15 protein-coding genes and 2 pseudogenes are annotated in these 19,493 nt (G+C 72.5%); 8 read left to right on the top strand and 9 right to left on the bottom strand.

The window, feature by feature from the left end; translation table 11 throughout:
• Nucleotides 1-48: 48 nt before the first annotated feature.
• Together OG788_RS28175 and OG788_RS28180 are read right to left on the bottom strand one after the other, a co-directional pair.
• Nucleotides 49-873, bottom strand: a complete 825-nt coding sequence (locus OG788_RS28175) for a purine-nucleoside phosphorylase (RefSeq protein WP_351550977.1) — start codon at nucleotides 871-873, stop codon at nucleotides 49-51.
• A 297-nt stretch (nucleotides 874-1,170) separates the two neighbouring features.
• Nucleotides 1,171-1,608 (bottom strand): gamma-glutamylcyclotransferase, encoded by a 438-nt coding sequence (locus tag OG788_RS28180; protein WP_266762095.1) that lies wholly within the window; start codon nucleotides 1,606-1,608, stop codon nucleotides 1,171-1,173.
• A 106-nt stretch (nucleotides 1,609-1,714) separates the two neighbouring features.
• Between OG788_RS28180 and OG788_RS28185 the strand changes: the two genes are divergently transcribed.
• Both OG788_RS28185 and OG788_RS28190 read left to right on the top strand, forming a co-directional pair.
• Nucleotides 1,715-3,163: an NAD(P)H-quinone dehydrogenase gene (locus OG788_RS28185; protein WP_351550980.1), complete on the top strand. Its 1,449-nt coding sequence runs from the start codon at nucleotides 1,715-1,717 to the stop codon at nucleotides 3,161-3,163.
• Nucleotides 3,164-3,366: 203 nt separating this feature from the next.
• Complete coding sequence (locus OG788_RS28190) at nucleotides 3,367-4,299, top strand: DeoR/GlpR family DNA-binding transcription regulator (protein WP_385703636.1); 933 nt, start codon at nucleotides 3,367-3,369, stop codon at nucleotides 4,297-4,299.
• 56 nt (nucleotides 4,300-4,355) lie between these two features.
• Here the strand turns inward: OG788_RS28190 and OG788_RS28195 are convergent, their stop codons facing one another.
• Both OG788_RS28195 and OG788_RS28200 read right to left on the bottom strand, forming a co-directional pair.
• Complete coding sequence (locus tag OG788_RS28195) at nucleotides 4,356-4,901, bottom strand: TetR/AcrR family transcriptional regulator (protein WP_406374263.1); 546 nt, start codon at nucleotides 4,899-4,901, stop codon at nucleotides 4,356-4,358.
• Nucleotides 4,902-5,257: 356 nt separating this feature from the next.
• A pseudogene (locus OG788_RS28200) lies at nucleotides 5,258-7,029 on the bottom strand (acetyl/propionyl/methylcrotonyl-CoA carboxylase subunit alpha).
• Nucleotides 7,030-7,383: 354 nt separating this feature from the next.
• On the opposite strand from OG788_RS28200, the pseudogene OG788_RS28205 reads away from it, so the two are divergent.
• Nucleotides 7,384-7,839 (top strand): annotated as a pseudogene (locus OG788_RS28205) (hypothetical protein); the annotation flags it as partial.
• A 399-nt stretch (nucleotides 7,840-8,238) separates the two neighbouring features.
• Here OG788_RS28205 and OG788_RS28210 read toward each other — a convergent pair.
• Nucleotides 8,239-8,859, bottom strand: a complete 621-nt coding sequence (locus OG788_RS28210) for a Maf family protein (RefSeq protein WP_406374265.1) — start codon at nucleotides 8,857-8,859, stop codon at nucleotides 8,239-8,241.
• 158 nt (nucleotides 8,860-9,017) lie between these two features.
• The gene (mmpB, locus tag OG788_RS28215; protein ID WP_351541354.1) at nucleotides 9,018-9,146 is read right to left on the bottom strand and encodes a morphogenic membrane protein MmpB; all 129 of its coding nucleotides are present in this window, start codon (nucleotides 9,144-9,146) and stop codon (nucleotides 9,018-9,020) included.
• A gap of 172 nt (nucleotides 9,147-9,318) precedes the next feature.
• Here mmpB and OG788_RS28220 point away from each other — a divergent pair, with 172 nt between their 5' ends.
• Complete coding sequence (locus OG788_RS28220; RefSeq protein ID WP_406374266.1) at nucleotides 9,319-10,485, top strand: SGNH/GDSL hydrolase family protein; 1,167 nt, start codon at nucleotides 9,319-9,321, stop codon at nucleotides 10,483-10,485.
• Here OG788_RS28220 and OG788_RS28225 read toward each other — a convergent pair.
• Together OG788_RS28225 and OG788_RS28230 are read right to left on the bottom strand one after the other, a co-directional pair.
• Nucleotides 10,482-10,691 (bottom strand): acyl-CoA carboxylase epsilon subunit, encoded by a 210-nt coding sequence (locus OG788_RS28225; protein WP_406374267.1) that lies wholly within the window; start codon nucleotides 10,689-10,691, stop codon nucleotides 10,482-10,484. The two genes, OG788_RS28220 and OG788_RS28225, sit on opposite strands and share 4 nt — an antisense overlap.
• A gap of 30 nt (nucleotides 10,692-10,721) precedes the next feature.
• Nucleotides 10,722-12,314 (bottom strand): acyl-CoA carboxylase subunit beta, encoded by a 1,593-nt coding sequence (locus OG788_RS28230; RefSeq protein WP_351541346.1) that lies wholly within the window; start codon nucleotides 12,312-12,314, stop codon nucleotides 10,722-10,724.
• Nucleotides 12,315-12,450: 136 nt separating this feature from the next.
• Between OG788_RS28230 and OG788_RS28235 the strand changes: the two genes are divergently transcribed.
• Nucleotides 12,451-13,317: a biotin--[acetyl-CoA-carboxylase] ligase gene (locus tag OG788_RS28235; RefSeq protein WP_406374270.1), complete on the top strand. Its 867-nt coding sequence runs from the start codon at nucleotides 12,451-12,453 to the stop codon at nucleotides 13,315-13,317.
• Nucleotides 13,318-13,603: 286 nt separating this feature from the next.
• On the top strand, nucleotides 13,604-14,998 hold the full coding sequence (locus OG788_RS28240; RefSeq protein ID WP_406374272.1) for an adenylate/guanylate cyclase domain-containing protein: 1,395 nt from the start codon (nucleotides 13,604-13,606) through the stop codon (nucleotides 14,996-14,998).
• Nucleotides 14,999-15,091: 93 nt separating this feature from the next.
• On the opposite strand, the gene OG788_RS28245 is transcribed toward OG788_RS28240, so the two are convergent.
• The gene (locus tag OG788_RS28245) at nucleotides 15,092-17,032 is read right to left on the bottom strand and encodes a hypothetical protein (protein WP_406374273.1); all 1,941 of its coding nucleotides are present in this window, start codon (nucleotides 17,030-17,032) and stop codon (nucleotides 15,092-15,094) included.
• A gap of 203 nt (nucleotides 17,033-17,235) precedes the next feature.
• On the opposite strand from OG788_RS28245, the gene OG788_RS28250 reads away from it, so the two are divergent.
• The gene (locus tag OG788_RS28250; protein WP_406374274.1) at nucleotides 17,236-18,063 is read left to right on the top strand and encodes an enoyl-CoA hydratase/isomerase family protein; all 828 of its coding nucleotides are present in this window, start codon (nucleotides 17,236-17,238) and stop codon (nucleotides 18,061-18,063) included.
• 117 nt (nucleotides 18,064-18,180) lie between these two features.
• Nucleotides 18,181-19,335: a diguanylate cyclase domain-containing protein gene (locus tag OG788_RS28255; RefSeq protein ID WP_406374275.1), complete on the top strand. Its 1,155-nt coding sequence runs from the start codon at nucleotides 18,181-18,183 to the stop codon at nucleotides 19,333-19,335.
• Nucleotides 19,336-19,493: the final 158 nt, after the last annotated feature.

Genomic DNA, 19,493 nt, shown 5'->3' on the forward strand with positions numbered 1-19,493 from the left:
CAGCCGGGTCGTTCCGCCCCCGGCGCCGGGGGCGAACACCCCCGTCGACTACAGACGATCCAGCACCTGGGTCAGGAGTGCCCCCATGCGCGCGGCCGAGTCGCGGCCCGCCTGGAGGACTTCCTCGTGGTTCAGGGGCTCGCCCGTCATGCCGGCGGCGAGGTTGGTGACGAGGGAGATGCCGAGCACCTCGGCGCCCGCCTCGCGCGCGGCGATCGCCTCGAGGGTCGTCGACATGCCCACCAGGTCCGCTCCGATGACGCGGGCCATCCGGATCTCGGCCGGCGTCTCGTAGTGCGGGCCGGGGAACTGCGCGTAGACGCCCTCCTCCAGGGAGGGGTCGACCTCCTTGCACAGCGCGCGCAGCCGCGGCGAGTACAGGTCGGTGAGGTCGACGAAGTTCGCGCCGATGATCGGCGAGGTGGCCGTCAGGTTGATGTGGTCGCTGATCAGGACGGGCTGGCCGGGGCGCATGCCCTCGCGCAGGCCGCCGCAGCCGTTGGTGAGCACGATGGTCTTGCAGCCGGCGGCGACGGCGGTGCGTACGCCGTGTGCGACGGCGGCGACGCCGCGGCCCTCGTAGTAATGGGTGCGGCCGAGGAAGACCAGGGCGCGCTTGTCACCGATCCGGTACGAGCGGATCTTGCCGCCGTGTCCCTCGACCGCCGGTGCCGGGAAGCCCGGCAGCTCGGTGACCGGGAACTCGGCCTCGGGGGAGCCGAGGGCGTCCACGGCCGGGGCCCAGCCGGAGCCCATCACGAGAGCGACGTCATGGGTCTCGGCGCCCGTGAGCTCGCGCAGGCGCGTGGCGGCGGCGTCAGCGGCGGCGTGGGGGTCGCCCTGGATGTCGTCCGGAAGAAGAGATGCGTTCACGCGCAAGAGGGTAGCTGGTCCAGGCCTACGCGCGTAGATGACGGAGCTCACGGTCTTGCGATCGTTGTCTTGTCGTTTCCGACAAGAAGGCGTCGGGAGACGGTGCCCGGACGGGGGCCGAGCCGGGCGGGAGGCCCGGAAGAACGGGGCGGAGCGGCACGCGGCGAAAGCGTGCGGCGAGGCGTGCGGCGAGGTGCCCGGCGGGAACGGGCCGGGTCGGGCCGCCGGGCGGGAAAGCGTCGCCGAGCTGGGCGGGAAGGGGTGCGGGGCGGCTGAGACCGCGCGCTCCGGCGGACCTCAGCAGGGCCGCTTGCGGAGCTCCATGACGTAGTCGTGCGGCGCCCCCGCCGACTCGGCGGCGTCCGCGAGCTCGCCGAGGTACCGTGCGGAGGGCAGTCCCCCCTCGTACCCGTTCAGTACGTAGACCCACGCGGGTTCCTCACCCTCCAGTGTGTGCACACGTACACGCATCCGGCGGTAGACGTCGAGGCCGACGCCCTCCCAGCGGTCCATGGAGTCCTCGTCCAGCGGTGCGATGTCGTACAGCGCCACGAAGACCTGGGACCGCGGTGCCTCGACGATCGTCGCGAGCGCGCCCTCCCAGCCCATGTGCTCGCCGCCGAAGGTCAGCCGCCAGCCGTTCAGCCAGCCCGTGGCGCGCAGCGGCGAATGCGGGGCGCGGCGCGTCATGAGCCGCGGGTCGAGATTGCCGGCGTACGCGGCGTAGAGCGACATGGGGTCGAGGGTACGGCAGCGAAACGTACGCCTCTCGCGTAACAAAGTGGCTCGGATGCCCCTACTCGGGCCCCCTGGGCGGAAGCACCTTGAAGCGTGCGGGACAATGGAGTACGTGACTCGGATCGTGATCATCGGTGGCGGACCCGGCGGATATGAAGCGGCGCTGGTAGCCGCGCAGCTCGGCGCGGAGGTGACCGTCGTCGACTGCGACGGTCTGGGCGGGGCGTCGGTACTCACCGACTGCGTGCCGTCGAAGACTCTTATCGCCACGGCCGAGGTGATGACGACCTTCGACTCCTCCTACGAGGAGCTGGGGATCATCGTCGCCGACGACACCCCGCCGATGGAGCAGGCGGCCAAGGTGGTCGGCGTCGACCTCGGCAAGGTCAACCGCCGGGTGAAGCGCCTGGCGCTCGCCCAGTCGCACGACATCACGGCCTCGGTGACCCGCGCCGGCGCCCGTGTCCTGCGCGGACGGGGACGGCTGGAGGGCATGCAGTCCCTGGACGGCTCCCGCAAGGTCGTCGTGAGCGCCGCGGACGGCACGGAGGAGACCCTCACCGCCGACGCCGTGCTCCTTGCCACCGGCGGGCATCCGCGCGAGCTGCCCGACGCGCAGCCCGACGGCGAGCGCATCCTGAACTGGACCCAGGTCTACGACCTCGACGAGCTGCCCGAGGAGCTCATCGTGGTCGGTTCCGGTGTCACCGGCGCCGAGTTCGCCGGCGCCTACCAGGCACTCGGCTCCCGCGTCACCCTCGTCTCCAGTCGCGACCGCGTGCTGCCGGGCGAGGACCCCGACGCCGCCGCCGTCCTGGAGGACGTCTTCCGCCGCCGCGGCATGAACGTCATGGCCCGCTCCCGCGCCGAGTCCGCCAAGCGGGTCGGCGACCGGGTCGAGGTCACGCTCTCCGACGGCCGGGTCATCAGCGGCACGCACTGCCTGATGGCCGTCGGCGCCATCCCGAACAGCACGGGGATGGGACTGGAGGAGGCCGGCGTCAGGGTCCGCGACTCCGGGCACATCTGGACGGACAGGGTCTCCCGCACGACCGCCCCGGGCGTGTACGCGGCCGGCGACGTGACCGGCGTCTTCGCCCTCGCGTCCGTCGCCGCCATGCAGGGCCGTATCGCCATGTACCACTTCCTCGGCGACGCGGTGGCCCCGCTGAACCTGAAGACGGTCTCCTCGAACGTCTTCACCGACCCGGAGATCGCCACCGTCGGCTACACCCAGGCGGACGTCGACGCGGGCAAGATCGACGCCCGGGTCGTGAAGCTGCCGCTGCTGCGCAACCCGCGCGCCAAGATGCAGGGCATCCGCGACGGCTTCGTCAAGATCTTCTGCCGTCCCGGCACCGGCATCGTGGTCGGCGGTGTGGTCGTCTCCCCGCACGCCTCGGAGCTGATCCACCCGATCTCGATCGCGGTCGACAACAATCTGACGGTCGAACAGATCGCGAACGCGTTCACCGTGTATCCGTCCCTGTCCGGCTCGATCGCCGAGGTGGCACGGCAGTTGCACACCAGGAAGACCACGAGCGAGGGCTGACGCCTCCGGCCGACTCTTCCCTGGTCACGGGGAGTCGGCGCCCATGCGCACGGCATAGGCGGGACGAGTGGGCACGTATACCACTTCGCGCCCTGCCATGCGAACAACTTCTGTTATTCGGCGCAAACTGCTGAAAGCAGACGGTCGTTGGGGTTACTGTCAGTTTCGTGTTCGCTGCAGAACGTCGCCAATTGATCCTCGAAATGGTGCGAGCGAATGGGGCCGTGTCGCTCCGTGAGCTCGCCCGCGTCGTCCAGACCTCCGAAGTGACCGTACGGCGGGACGTGCGCGCACTGGAGGCAGAAGGACTCCTCGACCGCCGGCACGGCGGTGCGGTATTGCCGGGCGGGTTCACGCGGGAGTCCGGCTTTCCGCAGAAATCGCATCTCGCGACCGCCGAGAAGACGGCCATCGCCGATCTCGCCGCGGGTCTCGTCGAAGAAGGCGAGGCCATCGTGGTGGGGGCGGGTACCACCACGCAGGAGCTGGCTCGCCGGCTCGCGCGGGTTCCCGGCCTGACCGTCGTCACCAACTCCCTGCTGGTGGCCCAGGCGCTGGCCCATGCCAACCGTGTGGAGGTCGTGATGACCGGCGGCACCCTGCGCGGTTCCAACTATGCGCTGGTCGGCTCGGGTGCGGAGCAGTCCCTCCAAGGGCTGCGCGTCTCCCGGGCGTTCATCTCCGGGAGCGGGCTGACCGCCGAACGCGGACTCTCCACGTCCAACATGCTCTCGGCGTCCGTGGACCGCGCTCTCGTCCAGGCGGCCGCGGAGGTGGTGGTCCTCGCCGACCACACCAAGCTCGGTACGGACACCATGTTCCAGACCGTGCCGACCGACCTCATCACCCGCCTGGTCACGGACGAGCCGCCCGCTCACGACGACCGTGCGGCCACCGAACTGCAGGCCCTGGCCGATCAGGGCGTACAGATCGCGGTGGCGGGGTCATCCGCTTCGGGCGGCGCCGGAGGAGATCCCCTCCCGGCGGGGCGCCAGCCGCGCCGGGACGTACCACTCCCGGGCCCGCGCCGCGGTCAGGTGGTCCCGGGCTCGGGGCCTCAGCTACGGAGCGCGACGGTGATGGGGGACCAGCCCCAGGCCGAAAGGGCACGGGTGGCCGACCTTCGACGTCGCTGAGCGGCGTCGGCGGACCTCGGGGCCGGCGGCGGGTTTCCGCGCCCGGCCCGGTCGGCTCACGGTTTCAGGCCGCGCAGGGTCAGGCTCAGCAGACGGTCGGCCAGCGCGGGGTCGTCCGGGGTCTCCTCCGCCGCCAGCGCGATCGCGTTGGTCAGCTGGAGCAGATCACCGATGGAGACGTCGGGGCGTACGGCCCCCGCCTCCTGGGCGCGGAGCAGCAGGGCGCTGCCCGCCTCGCGCATCGGGCCGCTGCACCGGGCGAGGTGTGAACCGTCGTCCCGTGAGGCCGACATGAGGGCGCGTGCGAGCCCTCGGTACTCACTCGCGTGCGTGATGATCTCGCGCAGCCAGTCCACCAGAGCGGTGCACGGCTGCGGGGCCTCCAGCAACTCACGCGAGCGGGTCAGCAGGTCGCTCACGGCTTCCTCGAAGACCGCGCTCATCAGGGCGCGCCGATTCGGGAAGTGGCGGTACAGCGTGCCGATCCCGACGCCCGCGCGCCGGGCCACGTCCTCCAGCGACGCGTCGGTGCCGTGCTCGGCGAACGCGGAACGTGCCTCGGCGAGCAGCCGCTCGTAGTTGCGACGGGCGTCCGCACGCATGACGCGCGGCGCTCCTGCACCCGGAGCGGGCCCGGAGGTCCCGGCCGGCTCCCACGCGGTCGCGCTCACCATGACGTCCACCTGCCCTCTCCCGCCGCCCGGTTGCGCTCCAGGATGCCACCGGTGGCTACCGGGCGGCCTCCCCGCGGCTGCGCGGTGGACGGCTCGAAGCATCATCGCCGGTTGCGCGGACGGCGGGTTCGAGCGCCGCCGCCGGCAGGGACGGGACCGTACGCCGTGGTCGGACGGGCGGGATCGTAGGCCGTCGTCCGCATACAGCGAAGCGCCCGGTGGACCCGCAGCTGCGGGTCCACCGGGCGCTCCGGACGGACGGGTGCGTCACCCGTCCGTGGTGCTCAGTCCTTGATCTCGCAGATGGGGGCGCCCGAAGTGACGGACGCGCCGACCTCCGCGCTCAGGCCCTTGATGGTGCCGGAGCGGTGGGCGTTGAGGGGCTGTTCCATCTTCATGGCCTCGAGGACGACGATCAGGTCGCCCTCCTTGACCTCCTGGCCCTCCTCGACGGCCACCTTGACGATGGTGCCCTGCATCGGCGAGGCCAGGGTGTCGCCCGAGGCGACCGGCCCGGACTTCTTGGCGGCGCGGCGCTTGGGCTTGGCACCCGCGGCCAGGCCGGTGCGGGCCAGCGACATGCCCAGCGAGGAGGGCAGGGAGACCTCCAGGCGCTTGCCGCCGACCTCGACGACCACGGTCTCGCGGCCGGGTTCGTCGTCGGTGTCGGTGTCGGCCGGGGCGGCGAACGCCTTGATCTCGTTGACGAACTCGGTCTCGATCCAGCGGGTGTGGACCGTGAACGGGGCGTCGGAGCCGGTGAGCTCGGGGGCGAAGGCCGGGTCGGTGACGACCGCGCGGTGGAAGGGGATGGCGGTGGCCATGCCCTCGACCTGGAACTCCGCCAGTGCGCGGGAGGCGCGCTGCAGGGCCTGTGCGCGGGTGGCTCCGGTGACGATCAGCTTGGCGAGCAGGGAGTCCCAGGCGGGGCCGATGACGCTGCCCGATTCCACGCCGGCGTCCAGGCGCACACCCGGGCCCGAGGGGGCGCGAAGGCGGTGACGGTGCCGGGGGCGGGCAGGAAGTTGCGGCCCGGGTCCTCGCCGTTGATGCGGAACTCGATGGAGTGGCCGCGCAGTTCGGGGTCGCCGTAGCCGAGTTCCTCGCCGTCGGCGATGCGGAACATCTCGCGGACCAGGTCGATGCCGGCGACCTCTTCGGTGACCGGGTGCTCGACCTGCAGACGGGTGTTGACCTCCAGGAAGGAGATCGTGCCGTCGGTGCCGACCAGGAACTCCACGGTGCCCGCGCCGACGTAGCCGGCTTCCTTCAGGATCGCCTTGGAGGAGGCGTACAGCTCGTCCACCTGCGCCTGCGACAGGAAGGGGGCGGGAGCCTCCTCGACCAGCTTCTGGTGACGGCGCTGGAGCGAGCAGTCACGGGTGGAGACCACGACCACGTTGCCGTGGGTGTCGGCCAGGCACTGCGTCTCCACGTGCCTCGGCTTGTCGAGGTAGCGCTCCACGAAGCACTCGCCCCGCCCGAACGCCGCGACCGCCTCACGCACCGCCGACTCGTACAGCTCGGGCACCTCTTCGAGGGTCCGGGCAACCTTCAGACCACGCCCGCCGCCACCGAAGGCGGCCTTGATCGCGATCGGCAGACCGTGCTCCTCGGCGAACGCCACGACCTCCTCGGCACCCGCAACCGGGTCCGGGGTACCGGCCACCAGCGGCGCACCCGCGCGCTGGGCGATGTGCCGGGCGGCGACCTTGTCACCGAGGTCCCGGATCGCCTGCGGCGGCGGGCCGATCCAGATCAGTCCCGCGTCGAGAACGGCCTGCGCGAAGTCCGCGTTCTCCGAAAGAAAGCCGTAGCCCGGATGAATGGCGTCCGCGTCCGAGTCCTTGGCGGCCTGCAGCACCTTGGCGATGTCCAGGTAACTGGTGGCCGGGGTGTCACCGCCCAATGCGAACGCTTCGTCCGCCGCACGGACATGCAGAGCGTCCCGGTCCGGTTCCGCATACACGGCAACGCTCGCGATCCCGGCATCCCGGCACGCCCGGGCCACGCGGACAGCGATTTCGCCACGGTTGGCGATGAGCACCTTGCGCACGATGGCTCCCTCCTTGAAACAAGCCGAGTTTAGGGACAGCCAACACGACGTTTCGACCCGTCCCTAGTGGTGAGCTTGCCCACACGGAGCGTGATACGAGGCTCGCCCTACCCGCGAAATCCCTTGTCGTGCCAAGGCACGTGGGAATCCCTCCCTGAACCCTAGCCCTCCGGTGTGGCCAAGGTCTCTGTGACTCCGTGCTGCGGCCCACAACGATTCTTTGTCGAGTCCCTACGAATGGCCCAACGATTCTTTGCCCTCGGCAGAACCCTTGTCCCGGGGTTTACCCGTTAGTAGCGTTCGGGATGTCTCGAACGTACTTGGGGTAACAGCACGCGGAAGTGGGTGGGGCCGGTGGTGCGCAGACCGGTGGCATGGGTGGCGGCGATCGTGCTCTTCGTGGAGGCGATAGGTATCGCACTCCTCAACTGGTTCCTGGGAGTGGTCGTCGACCGCCAGGACATGTCCCTGGCGGGGCTCGACTCCGACATGATGTCGGTGTCCTCGAAGGTCGGCGGACTGGTCTTCGGGCTCTACTTCGCGGCCTGTGCCGTGTCCGCCCTGCTGGTCGCGCTCCGCGACCGCGCGCCGGGTCTCCTCGGGCGTGTCCTGCTGGTCAGCGCCGCCGTGGTGCACGGCCTGCTCGGCGCCTTCACGGTGGGCCTGGTGGGCTGGGGCGCCTTCGCCTTCATGATGGTCGTGCTCGGCCTGATCGTGTTCACCCTCCTGGCGTACGACCGCCGGGAGACGGGCCCCGTCGACGCCGCGCCCCAGGGCGTCGGGAACGGCGGCGGTGAGGGGGAGCACGTCGACGAGGGCAAGCCCGTCGACGCGGGCGATCACGTCGACGAAGGGACGAGCGTCGACCTGGGGAAGGGTGCCGACGCGAAGAGGACCGGTGAAGCGGAAGCCGCGGTCACGCCGGCGCCCGCCCCCTCGACCACCTGACGGCCCTTCCGGCGAGCCGGGCTCACCGGACGGGCCGACCGCGCCCGGGCTCTTCCGCTCGGCTCGGCGTCCTCCCGGCCGCCTGAGCCTTCCGGGTCGATGGGCCGAGCCGCCTCGTCCGACCGACCGGCATTACGGGCGGCCCCGGGTTCCCGGCTGTCCGGCGGCTTCCCGTTCGGGTCGTTCCCGTTCCGGCCGTACGGCCGGCGGGTCCTCTCGGCCGAGCGCCCGTTGCCCGGCCGCCGGGTCGCCCCGCTGTTCTCACTTCTCCCGGGGTGTCCACAACTCCGTGATGCCGACGCCCAGTTCGGCCAGGAGCCTGCGCACCAGCGGCAGCGAGATGCCGATGACATTGCCGTGGTCGCCGTCGATGCCCTCGATGAAGGGCGCCGAGCGGCCGTCGAGGGTGAACGCGCCCGCCACGTGGAGGGGTTCGCCCGACGCGACGTACGCGGCGATCTCCGCGTCGGTCGGCTCGCCGAAGCGGACCACGGTCGAGGCGGTGGCGGACTCCCACCGCTTCTGTGTCGTGTCCCAGACGCAGTGTCCCGTCTGGAGTGTGCCCGCCCTGCCCCGCATCGCCTTCCAGCGCGCGGTGGCCTCCTCGGCGTCCGCGGGCTTGCCGAGCGCCTCGCCGTCCAGGTCCAGCACCGAGTCGCAGCCGATCACGAGCGCGCCCTGGACCTCGGGACGCGCCGCCACGACGGAGGCCTTCGCCTCGGCGAGGGCGAGGGCGAGTTCGGCGGGGGAGGGCGCGGTGATGGCGTCCTCGTCGACCCCGCTCACGATCACCTCGGGTTCGAGTCCGGCCTGCCGCAGCAGATTGAGCCGGGCGGGGGACTGTGAGGCGAGCACGAGGCGGCGGCGCGGCTGATCGGTCATGCGATCAGGGTATCGGCGCCGATCGGCCCTTGCCTCGGCCGCCGTTCACTCGAAGCGGGCGGGCCGGGGCCGTCCGGTGCCGGGCCTGGACCGGACCGGCGGGAAGCCCGGCCGTGCGGCCGCCGGGAGCGGGGTGCGCCGTCGGACGCCGGGCCGGGTCAGCGGATGCCCAGCAGGATCATCGCGACCACCATGGCCAGCGCCATGAGAACGCCCAGGCGTCGCAACATGTCCTGCATGTCGCGGAGTTCCTCGGGAGGTTCGTTCTCCGGATCGGACCACAGCATGTCGTCGATCGTGCGACGGCGGGACGGCCGGGCGCCTGAGTACGCGTACTCAACTTGAGGGCATTCTGTGTAAACGGGTCTGGGGTTTCTTTAGTGAGTCCGAGCCTGCTACCGTCGTGGGCATCGCTAAAGGAACGCCAGACCCGTTTGTGTGACAGGAGAGGGAATCGTCATGTTCACCACCGCCTGGACCGCATCGCCCCAGCTCCCCAGTGAAGGCTTCACCCCCAACTGGTCGCGCGAGGGCTTCTGGCGCCAGTCGCTCCGCCAGGTCGTCCGCCTCACCGCGGGCGGTGAACGGCTCCGCGTCCGGTTCTCCAACGCGTACGGCACCTCGCCGCTGCGCATCGCGGGTGCCACCGTCGCCCGTACGGCCCGCGGGGCGGTGGTCGAGGCGGGCTCGGTGCGGCGGCTCACCTTCCGAGGGGCCGCCTCCGCCGAGATCCCGGCGCGCGGCCACCTCGTCAGTGATCCCGCCGAACTCACCCTGGAATCACTGGAGTCGGTGACCGTCACCCTGTATTTCGACGCCGTCACGGGGCCCGCGACGTTTCACGCGCAGGCCTTCGCGACCAGTTACCGGGGCGCCGGGGACCGCCTCCGCGAACTCGCAGGAAACGGCTTCACGCAGGACACCGAATCCTGGTACTTCCTGTCCGCCGTCGAGGTCGACACGGGCGGACGCGAGGACGGGATCGCGCTCTTCGGCGACTCCGTCGCCGACGGCTTCGGCTCCACCCCGGGCGCGAACCGGCGCTGGTCCGACGCGCTCGCCGAACGCACCGGGAGGCCCGTCCTCAACGCGGGCATCGGCGGGAACCTGCTGCTCAACGACTCCGCCTGGTACGGCGAGAAGGGCATCGGCCGGCTCACCCGCGACGTCCTCGACCACCTGGGCGTGAACACACTGGTCGTACTCCAGGGTGTCAACGACATCGGGTTCAGCGAGACCGACGAACAGCCCACCTATCGGCCGGCTCCGGTGATCGAGGCCGACGAACTCATCGCCGGATACCGGACGTTGATACACGCGGCCCGCGCCCGCGGACTCCGGGTGATCGGCGCGACCCTGCTTCCCTTCGGCGGCTCCGACCACTGGGGCGAGCACGCGGCGAAGGTGAGCCACGAGGTGAACGCGTGGATCCGCGACCCGGCGCGGGGAGAGTGGGACGCGGTCGTGGACCTGAACCGCGCCCTGGCCGATCCGGCGGACCCGGACCGGCTGCACCCGGCGTACGACTTCGGCGACCACCTGCACCCCGACGACGCGGGATACACGGTGATGGCCGAAGCCGTCGCGACGGTGCTCCAGGGCGTGACCGCCCCGAGCCGCTCCTAGCCGGGCCAGTAGCTGCGGCCCCAGGTCGTCGGGCCCGGCTGCGGAAGCCGGTGCGCGGCGATGCGGGCGGGGTCGGACCAGGAGTCGCGCGACCCGGACGCGCCGGACGGGGCTGATGCCACCGCCGCGGCGCGTACACGGACCACCGCCAGTGCGGCGGCCAGCTCCTCCGGGGTCGGATTGCCCCGTACGACCTTGATCGTCATGTCTGCTCCCAGGATCCGGGTCTGTGGGGACTAGAGCGGGATGTTGCCGTGCTTCTTCGGCGGGAGGGACGCCCGCTTCGTGCGCAGCTGACGCAGGCCGCGCACGACGTGGGAGCGGGTCTGCGACGGCATGATCACGCCGTCGATGTAACCGCGCTCGGCCGCCGTGTACGGGTTCAGCAGCGTGTCCTCGTACTCCTGGATGAGGCGGGCGCGGGTGGCGTCCTGGTCCTCGGCGGCCGCGATGGTGCGGCGGTGCAGGATGTTGACCGCGCCCTGCGCGCCCATCACGGCGATCTGCGCGGTGGGCCAGGCGAGGTTGAGGTCGGCGCCCAGGTGCTTGGAGCCCATGACGTCGTACGCGCCGCCGAAGGCCTTGCGGGTGATGATCGTGATCAGCGGCACGGTCGCCTCGGCGTAGGCGTAGATCAGCTTGGCGCCGCGCCGGATGATGCCGGTGTGCTCCTGGTCGACGCCGGGGAGGAAGCCGGGCACGTCCACGAAGGTGAGGACGGGCACGTTGAACGCGTCGCAGGTCCGCACGAAGCGCGCGGCCTTCTCGCTCGCGTCGATGTCCAGACAGCCGGCGAACTGCATCGGCTGGTTGGCGACGATGCCCACCGGGTGACCCTCGACCCGGCCGAAGCCGGTGAGGATGTTCGGCGCGAAGAGCGGCTGCGTCTCGAAGAACTCGGCGTCGTCCAGGACGTGTTCGATCACCGAGTGCATGTCGTACGGCTGGTTCGCGCTGTCCGGCACGATCGTGTCCAGCTCGCGGTCCTCGTCGGTGAGGGTGAGGTCCGCCTCCTCCGGGAACACCGGGGGCTCGCTGAGGTTGTTGGACGGCAGGTACGACAGCAGCTGCTTGACGTACTCGATGGCGTCCTTCTCGTCGCCCGCCATGTGATGGGCCACGCCGGAGACGGCGTTGTGCGTGCGGGCGCCGCCCAGCTCCTCGAAGCCGACGTCCTCGCCCGTCACCGTCTTGATGACGTCAGGACCCGTGATGAACATGTGCGAGGTCTGGTCGACCATGACCGTGAAGTCGGTGATGGCGGGGGAGTACACCGCACCGCCCGCACACGGGCCGACGACCAGGCTGATCTGCGGGACGACACCCGACGCGTGCACGTTGCGGCGGAAGATCTCGCCGTACATGCCGAGCGCGCTGACGCCCTCCTGGATCCGCGCGCCGCCCGAGTCGTTGATGCCGATGACCGGGCAGCCGGTCTTCAGCGCGAAGTCCATCGCCTTCATGATCTTCTGGCCGAAGACCTCGCCGAGGGCCCCGCCGAAAACGGTGAAGTCCTGGGAGAACACGGCGATCGGGCGGCCGTCGACCGTGCCGTAGCCGGTGACCACGCCGTCGCCGTAGGGGCGGTTGTTCTCCAGCCCGAAGTCGGTCGAGCGGTGCCGCGCGAACTCGTCGAACTCGACGAAGGAACCTTCGTCCATCAGCAGTTCGATGCGCTCACGAGCCGTCAACTTGCCCTTGGCGTGCTGCTTCTCGACGGCGCGCTCCGAGCCGGCGTGCGTCGCCTCTTGGATGCGGCGCTGCAGATCCGCGAGCTTGCCCGCGGTGGTGTGGATGTCGGGGTGTTGCAGCTCTTCCGGCTCGGACATCGGGGTGCGGCTCCCTGCCTGCTCTAAGGGGACGTAAGAGTGAGGTGCTCAGAAGGGGGGCTTGCTACTCATCCGTAGCGTAGTGGCGTGCCTACCGATCGGCAGTGCGGCGTTTACCACACCTAGGGTGGGTTGCATGACGCCGCGAGATGCAGCAGACGCGAACGACAATCGGTGGTCCGACCTGGACCGTCCGCCGCTCAACGGGACCGCCCTGCGCCGGGCGCTCGTCCGTGACGACGGCTTGTGGTGCGACGTGGAGGTGGTGGAGCGCACCGGGTCCACCAACTCCGATCTGGTCGGCCTCGTCACCAAGGAGAACGCCGACGAGGGCGCGGTCCTCGTCGCCGAGGAGCAGAACGCCGGGCGGGGCCGGCTGGACCGCCAGTGGACGGCACCGGCCCGCTCCGGCCTCTTCTTCTCCGTGGTGCTGAAGCCCACCGGTGTTCCCGTCGAACGCTGGGGCTGGCTGCCGCTGCTCACCGGCGTCGCCGTGGCGACGGCGCTCTCGCGCTCCGCAGGGGTCGACATGGCACTCAAATGGCCCAACGACCTACTTGTCACCGTGGACGGTGAGGAGCGCAAGGCCGGCGGCATCCTCGCCGAGCGCGCGGGCACCGACGCGGTCGTCGTCGGCATCGGCATCAACGTCTCGCTGCGCGAGGACGAACTGCCGGTGCCGGGCGCCGGATCGCTGGCGCTGGCGGGCGCGACGACCACGGACCGTGACACCGTGCTGCGGGCCGTGCTGCGCTCCCTGGAGCAGTGGTACGAGCGCTGGCGCGCAGCGGGCGGCGACCCCGCCGCCTCCGGCCTCCAGGAGACGTACGCGGCCGGGTGCGCGACCCTCGGGCGCGAGGTGCGGGCCGAGCTGCCCGGAGGCCGGTCGATCGTCGGGGAGGCGGTGGCCGTGGACGGGGACGGGCGGCTCGTCATCGCCACGGACGAAGGCGTGCAGGAGCCGGTGGGGGCCGGAGACGTGGTGCACCTGCGGGCGGTGTGAGGCGGTGTGAGGCGGTGGGGCCGCGGTCGGGTCCGACGTGACGGGCCGACGTGGGTGCGCGGCGACGGCCGGCGGGCGGTGTGACGCGATGGGGCCGAGGGTGGTGTGACGTGGTGCGTCCGCCGGCGGTGCGACATGGTGTGCCGGAGGGCGGAACGACGTGGTGCACTCGACCTCGGCACCGTCCCCGACCTCGGTCCCGGCATCGGGAGTGAGCCAGCGCACACCTGCCGTAGAGTTGAGCGCGGTCGATACCTGACCACGGCAGATCGGAAGGGCAGCAGGCGTGACCGTCGACGACACCGGCTCCGGCACGGGTGCCCACCCCGCCCCCGACGGCGAGCCGGGCCGTACCGCCGGGCCGGTCACGGACGCGACACCCGCACGGGCCGCCGCGGACGGCGACACCCGGCAGGACGACCGTCCCGGCACCGGCCCGGAGAGCAGCCAGGACCACCGCCCGGAAGACCGCTCGGACGCGGGAACCGGCATCCGCAGGGACGACCATTCCGACGTGGGGAGCGACATCCGCAGGGACGACCGGACCGACGCACGACCGGACGTCCGGCCCGACGCCCGGCACGAGGCGAACGGCCGGGTGGACCCGCAGGCCGAGCCGGACTCCGGGGAGGACCCGCTGGCGCTGCGTCTGGAGGGGCTCATCCTCGGCGCCGAGCGTCGCTACACCCCGTTCCAGGCGGCCCGCAGCGCGGGCGTCTCCATGGAGCTGGCCTCCCGCTTCTGGCGGGCGATGGGTTTCGCCGACATCGGCCAGGCCAAGGCGCTGACCGAGGCGGACGTGCTCGCCCTGCGCCGTCTCGCCGGTCTCGTCGAGGCGGGCCTGCTGAGCGAGGCCATGGCCGTCCAGGTCGCCCGGTCCACCGGGCAGACCACCGCCCGTCTGGCCGAATGGCAGATCGATTCCTTCCTGGAGGGTCTGACCGAGCCCCCCGAACCGGGGATGACCCGCACCGAGGTCACGTACCCCCTGATCGAACTGCTCCTGCCCGAGCTGGAGGAGTTCCTCGTCTACGTCTGGCGCCGCCAGCTCGCCGCCGCCACCGGCCGGGTCGTGCAGGCGGCGGACGACGAGGAGATGGTCGACCGCCGGCTCGCCGTCGGCTTCGCGGACCTGGTCGGCTTCACCCGGCTGACGCGCCGCATGGAGGAGGAGGAGCTCGGGGAGCTCGTCGAGGCCTTCGAGACCACGGCGGCTGACCTGGTGGCGGCCCACGGGGGCCGGCTCATCAAGACCCTGGGCGACGAGGTGCTCTACTCCGCGGACGACGCCGGTGTAGCCGCCGAGATCGCGCTGCGGCTCATCGAGACGATGGCGAACGACGAGACGATGCCGGAGCTGCGCGTCGGCATCGCCTTCGGCACGGTGACCACGCGTATGGGCGACGTGTTCGGTACGACCGTGAATCTGGCGAGCCGCCTCACGTCGATAGCTCCGCGCGACGCCGTCCTCGTCGACGGCGCCTTCGCGGAGGAGCTGACCCGCACCGGGGACGCTCCGGCCTCCGAGGCGGAGGCGGCCGAGGCCGCGGCCACCGCGGAGAAGGAGGGCGAGGAACCGCCCTCGTACCGCTTCGCGCTCCAGCCGATGTGGCAGCGGCCCGTCCGCGGACTCGGCGTCATCGAACCGTGGCTGCTGGCCCGCCGGGACAACCAGACCTAGCACGGCCCCCGACCCGCCGACGCGGGCCCGGTCGACTCGAGCGGTGCACGCGCGGCGGGCGCGGGCCTGCCCGGTGCCGCCCTGCCGGGGTCGTCACTGGTGGCCGGGTGACAGCAGCCCGTTCACGCAGATGCCGACGATCGGGACGCACACGTTCGGCGGCTGATGCGACGGGGCCGGCGCGGGGGCCGTCGGGGACGGGGTGTGCCGCGGGGCCGTGGTGGTGGGAGCGGACGTCGGCGCCGGGGGCGGCGGGGTCGTGATGGCGGCCGTGGGGATGCCGGTGGTGTCCGGCGCCGTGGTGACGGGGGCGTCGCCGCGGGCCGCCGGGATCACGGCGGGGGCCGTCGGGAGCGATGTCGGGTTCGCGCTCGCCCCCGGGGTGGGAGCCAGGCTCTCCCCGCCCATCACGGCGCTCCCCGTGGCGTTCCCCGCGGCGGTCCCGGGGTGCGCGGACGGGGGCACGGCCTCGACGGTGGTGACGGCGTCGCCCGCCGTGTCCGTGTCCGTCGCCGTCGCGGCCGGCTCCGTCTCCGGGGTTCCGCCGCCCCCGGTCATCGACTCCGGCGTCATCCGGGCGAAGCTCAGCACTCCCGCCGCGAGCGCGAATCCCCCGACGGCGAAGAGCACGCGTCGAGGCCGGGGCCGGCGGTGCCGCCCCCGGACGGTACGGAGCCGGACGGGAGCGGGGTCGTTGTCGCCGGATACGTCCGCGGGCCCGTGGACGCCGGCCGATCGCGGAGCCGGAACGATCCCTCGCGCCGGAGCAGCGGGATTCCTCCCACTGTCGGCCGCCGGGGCGCCCGCCGGAGCCTTGGTCCCGGTCGTCCGGGCGCCCGCCGTGGCCCCGGTTCCCCGCGTCCGGGTGCCCGCAGTGCCCTCGGGCGTCACCACCCCGGGTACGGACCCCCAGACCTTCGCGGCCCGGTCCGGCATGGACCCGGCGTTCGCGGCCCCGGCCCCCGCGACTCCGGTCGCCGCGGCGAGGGTGTGCGGAGCACCGGACTTCGCGGCGCCGGCGGTCCTGGTCCCGGACTTCGCGGCATCGGTGGTCGCTGTGGGCAGGGTGCTTGCGGCGTGGGCGTGGAGTTCGCCCGCTTCGGCGGCGCCGGCGGTCCTGGTCCCGGACTTCGCGGCATCGGTGGTTGCTGTGGGCAGGGTGCTTGCGGCGTGGGCGTGGAGTTCGCCCGCCTCAGCGGCGCCGGCGGCCGTGGGCCCGGACTTCCCGGTACCGGTGGTCGGCCTCGGCAGGGTCCTCGTGGTCCCTGTGCCCGGGTCACCCGGCCTCGCGGCGGCGGCCGTCGGTCCGGCCTTCCCGGCACCGGCGGTCGCCGTGGCTCCGGCCGGGGCAGCCTCCGCGTTCACGCCCCCGTTCTTCGCGGGGCCGACGGTCGCGGACGTGGCGTCGCCGGTGTCGGCGGCCGGTGCCGGCCGGGTCGGCGTGGGCGCGGTCTTCGTGGCCGCCGGCGGGGTGGTCCCTGCCGCCTCGGCTCCGGGGTTCACGTGCCCGGTCCCTGCGGGGGAGGCCGTCGTGGCCCCGGCACCGACGCCGCCCGCCGTCGCGGAGTCGGTCGTCGCGGCGGATCCCGTCGGCGTCACGCCGGTCTTCGGGGCGGCCGCCTCGGCGGTTCCCGTCCTCGCGGCTCCCGTCCCCGCGGTGGCGGTCCGCACGGTGGCGGTCCGCACCGAGCCCGCGTTCAGCGCGCCGTAGGCGGTGGCGCTGAACGGCGTCGGGGCGGGCATCGCCTTGCTGAGCGGCTTGACGCGGACCCACCGGGAACCGGCCGGTGCGGCGGCCGCGGCGGTGGCCCCGGTCGCCGTGGTCGCCGTGCTCCCGGTCGTCCTGGAGCCGGACCGCGGGGGGCCCACCTTCGTGGAGAGGGACGGTGCCGAGCCCGCCGGTGGCGGGCAGCCGGGCGAGGTGCCGGGCGGAGTCGCCCCGGTCTGCCTCGGGGCCGTCGGCCACGTGGCGGTGGCGGTGGGTCGTGGGTCCGGCCGGGTGCTGCCGGCCTGCGGTGTCTCGCGGTTCGTCATGGTCGTCCCTCCCCGGTGTGCCGGCGTCCCGAATGCGCTGTGGCGGTGCGCAGGTTATGCGCGGTTTGAGGGCCGCGAACCGGAGTTGGGCGGGATGTCACTCGAACGAGGAGGTACGGGGCGAGGGGGCGGGTTTCGTCGAACGGCCTCGGCTGCGATGATCGGGGCGTCGATTGTTAACCCGCGTTAACCGGGAGGGTGTCATGGCGCAGCAAGGGGCGGAGCAGGGGACGGAGCCGGGCGAGCGGAGGTTCGGGGAGTTCGTCGCCGTACGGCGGCACGCGTACGTCGCCGAGCTCGTCCTCGACCGGCCCAAGGCGATGAACGCCGTGTCCACGGACATGGCACGTTCCATCGCCGGTGCCTGTGACGCCCTCGCCGCCGACCGGGACGTACGGGTGGTCGTGCTGACGTCCACCCACGAGCGCGCCTTCTGTGTCGGCGCCGACCTGAAGGAGCGGAACTCCTTCACGGATGCCGAGCTGGTGCGGCAGCGCCCGGTCGCGCGGGGCGCGTACACCGGTGTCCTGGAGCTGCCGATGCCGACCGTCGCCGCTGTTCACGGCTTCGCGCTGGGCGGCGGGTTCGAGCTGGCCCTGTCCTGCGATCTGATCGTGGCCGACCGCACGGCGGTCGTCGGGCTGCCAGAGGTGTCCGTCGGCGTGATCCCCGGCGGCGGCGGTACGCAGCTGCTGCCGCGCAGGGTCGGTGCCGCCCGCGCGGCCGAGCTGATCTTCTCGGCGCGGCGTCTGGAGGCGGACGAGGCACGGGAGTTGGGGCTGGTCGACGAGCTGGTGGAGGCGGGGCAGGACCGGGCCGAGGCCCTCGCCCTGGCCGCGCGGATCGCCGCGAACTCCCCGGTGGGGCTGCGCGCGGCCAAGCGCGCCCTGCGTCTCGGTCATGGACTCGACCTGCGGGCCGGCCTGGAGGTCGAGGACTCGGCCTGGCGGTCCGTCGCCTTCTCCGGGGACCGGGCCGAGGGCGTCGCCGCCTTCAACGAGAAGCGCAAGCCGGAGTGGCCGGGGGAGTAGCCCTCGCGGACGTCGCCCCGGCCCGGCCCGGCCCGGCCGCGCCCGCCCCTCCCGACCCGGACCCCTGTTCGCCATACCAATGTCCCAAATGTGCGCAAATATCCCTAGCCTGGGGTGATGGGTGAGGACAGTCGGCTGAGGGCCGTGGTGGCGCTGGCTCAGGGGATGGCGGCGGCGCACACTCCGCGGGAGTCGTGGCGGGCCGCGGCGCTCGGCGCGTGTCACGCGCTGACCGGGAGCTTCGCCGCGCTCTCCGTGTGGGAGCGTGAACTCGGCCGGCTGCGGGTCCTCGCCAACGTGGGCGACCGCGCCCCCGACGAGGACGAGTTCCCCGACGGGGAGGCCTATCCGGTGCACCAGTTCCCGGAGATCACCGAGTTCCTGCACGAGCGGTGGGCGGGCGGCGGCGAGCCCAACGCCTGGGTCGAGACCGCCGACGGCCCGGCGACCGGTCTCGCCGGGTACTGCCACCAGCGCGTGGCCGCCCTGCGCAGGCGAGGGCGCGGCTGCTGCGTCGTCGCGCCGATCGTGCTGCACGGGCGGGCGTGGGGCGAGCTCTACGTGGCACGTTCGGCCGGAGCCCCCGTCTTCGGCCCGGCCGACGCCGACTTCGCGACCGTCCTCGCCTCCGTAGTCGCCGCCGGGATCGCCCAGACCGAGCGCCTGGAGGAGGCCCGGCGCCTCGCCTACACCGACGCCCTGACCGGACTCGCCAACCGCCGGGCCGTGGACGTACGCCTCGACGAGGCCGTCGAACGGCACAAGGGCGACGGATCCGTGGTCAGCCTCGTCGTCTGCGACCTCAACGGGCTCAAGCGGGTCAACGACACCCGCGGGCACGCCGTCGGCGACCGGCTCCTGGAACGGTTCGGGTCGGTGCTCTCGCTGTGCGGGGCCATGCTTCCCGGCACCCTCGCCGCGCGGCTGGGCGGCGACGAGTTCTGTCTGGTGGCGGTGGGCCCGCCGGCCGACGAGGTGGTCCGCATCGCCGACGAACTCTGCCGCCGCGCGGCCGAGTTGGAGCTGGGGGAAGGTGTGGCGTGCGGGGTCGCCTCGACCGAGGACCCGATCGGCCCCGTGCGGTCGGCGCGCCGGCTGTTCCGGCTGGCGGACGCGGCCCAGTACCGGGCGAAGGCCGTCCGCGCCGCGAAACCCGTGGTCGCCGGGCGCGAGGGCCCCGACGATCCCGTCGTACGCCTCGCGGACGCGCCGTCTCCCACGGCGGGCGAACGCCGCAGGTTCCGGGGACGGCACGGGGGGGCCGGTCCGTGAGGCGACGCGGGCGGCCCGGCTCGGGAGGCGACGCGGGCCGCCCTGTCCGTCAGGCGGCCCGGGCCGCGCTGTCCTTCGGCGTGGCCCAGACGTCCGCTGTGACGTACGCCGAGGTAAGGGGTCAACCGGCCACCCACTAGTGACATCATCGAATTCAC

Source organism: Streptomyces sp. NBC_00647 (genome assembly GCF_045207245.1).
Taxonomy (GTDB): Bacteria; Actinomycetota; Actinomycetes; order Streptomycetales; family Streptomycetaceae; genus Streptomyces.

Bases quoted from the DNA above. Each gene is read 5' to 3' on its own strand.
- OG788_RS28255 (WP_406374275.1), top strand. From the start codon at position 18,181: ATGGGTGAGGACAGTCGGCTGAGGGCCGTGGTGGCGCTGGCTCAGGGG.
- mmpB (WP_351541354.1), bottom strand. From the start codon at position 9,146: ATGCTGTGGTCCGATCCGGAGAACGAACCTCCCGAGGAACTCCGCGAC.
- OG788_RS28235 (WP_406374270.1), top strand. From the start codon at position 12,451: ATGACGCCGCGAGATGCAGCAGACGCGAACGACAATCGGTGGTCCGAC.
- OG788_RS28250 (WP_406374274.1), top strand. From the start codon at position 17,236: ATGGCGCAGCAAGGGGCGGAGCAGGGGACGGAGCCGGGCGAGCGGAGG.
- OG788_RS28210 (WP_406374265.1), bottom strand. From the start codon at position 8,859: ATGACCGATCAGCCGCGCCGCCGCCTCGTGCTCGCCTCACAGTCCCCC.
- OG788_RS28195 (WP_406374263.1), bottom strand. From the start codon at position 4,901: ATGCGTGCGGACGCCCGTCGCAACTACGAGCGGCTGCTCGCCGAGGCA.
- OG788_RS28185 (WP_351550980.1), top strand. From the start codon at position 1,715: ATGGAGTACGTGACTCGGATCGTGATCATCGGTGGCGGACCCGGCGGA.
- OG788_RS28180 (WP_266762095.1), bottom strand. From the start codon at position 1,608: ATGTCGCTCTACGCCGCGTACGCCGGCAATCTCGACCCGCGGCTCATG.
- OG788_RS28220 (WP_406374266.1), top strand. From the start codon at position 9,319: ATGTTCACCACCGCCTGGACCGCATCGCCCCAGCTCCCCAGTGAAGGC.
- OG788_RS28245 (WP_406374273.1), bottom strand. From the start codon at position 17,032: ATGACGAACCGCGAGACACCGCAGGCCGGCAGCACCCGGCCGGACCCA.
- OG788_RS28225 (WP_406374267.1), bottom strand. From the start codon at position 10,691: ATGACGATCAAGGTCGTACGGGGCAATCCGACCCCGGAGGAGCTGGCC.
- OG788_RS28230 (WP_351541346.1), bottom strand. From the start codon at position 12,314: ATGTCCGAGCCGGAAGAGCTGCAACACCCCGACATCCACACCACCGCG.
- OG788_RS28190 (WP_385703636.1), top strand. From the start codon at position 3,367: ATGGTGCGAGCGAATGGGGCCGTGTCGCTCCGTGAGCTCGCCCGCGTC.